This is a genomic window from Methylobacterium sp. E-046 (assembly GCF_022829625.1).
GTDB classification, from domain to species: Bacteria; Pseudomonadota; Alphaproteobacteria; order Rhizobiales; family Beijerinckiaceae; genus Methylobacterium; species Methylobacterium longum.
The window spans coordinates 1-768 of record NZ_JAKSYP010000075.1; the positions used below are offsets into that span (position 1 = coordinate 1).

At 64.7% G+C, this 768-nt stretch carries 1 protein-coding gene; it reads right to left on the reverse strand.

The window, feature by feature from the left end:
- On the reverse strand, window positions 1–374 hold a 374-nt coding region (locus MKK82_RS05975), incomplete at its 3' end, for a hypothetical protein (protein ID WP_243984902.1).
- Between the last annotated feature and the right edge of the window lie 394 nt (window positions 375–768).

The window sequence follows — 768 nt, forward strand, 5'->3', positions numbered from 1 at the left end:
TACAAACCAGGCGGGAGTGGGTTCGGGACGACCACTGCGCTAGGCCCGGTAGCGGCCAACGGTGTCAGTGTAGCGGCGTCGAGGATGAGGCTATAGCCGTGCAAGGCGGCGAGAGCTTTGCGGTAGTCATCGCGTATCCGGCCGGTGTCTCGCTCACTGCCGGGTTTGGCCGTGGCAGTGGCGGTCTCGACCGCATCCATAAGTTTGGCTCGGGCGATCTTGATGTCTAGCGAGGGAACGACTGCTGTTCCCAGCCGACGGTCAGCTACTTCGATAGCCGAGCGGATTTTCGTCCCGTCTGGCGGAGCAAGGCCATGCCCCCGCCGGAGCTGATCCCGGATCTTGGACAGATGATCGGCGATGACCTTCATCATGGGGGAAGTCCAGCTACAGCGGCGACTAGAGGGCGCGGCCCATAGAAGGCCGGAGGCCCCCGACACAACCCGTTCGGCATACCGTCCGGCCGCATGATGCCACGGCATGGCTCAGCCCACGTGTCTACGTGGTGGAGCCCACAGCCCAGCGTCGCCGTTGCCCGCCCCTGTGACACCGGGCTGGGGGCACAACGCCTGTGAGTGGTTGTTCTCCGTACCTCACCCGATGAAAGGACCTCATGACCTCGCTCACCATCATTGCGGCCGTCGCAGCAATGATCGTCACGCCCGCCCTCGCTCAGGTGATCGAGACCCCCACCAGCACGACCGTGGTTGTCCCACGTGGCGCCCCCGGCGTCGTCACACGTCAGCCAGGTTCAACCGGGGAGGAAGG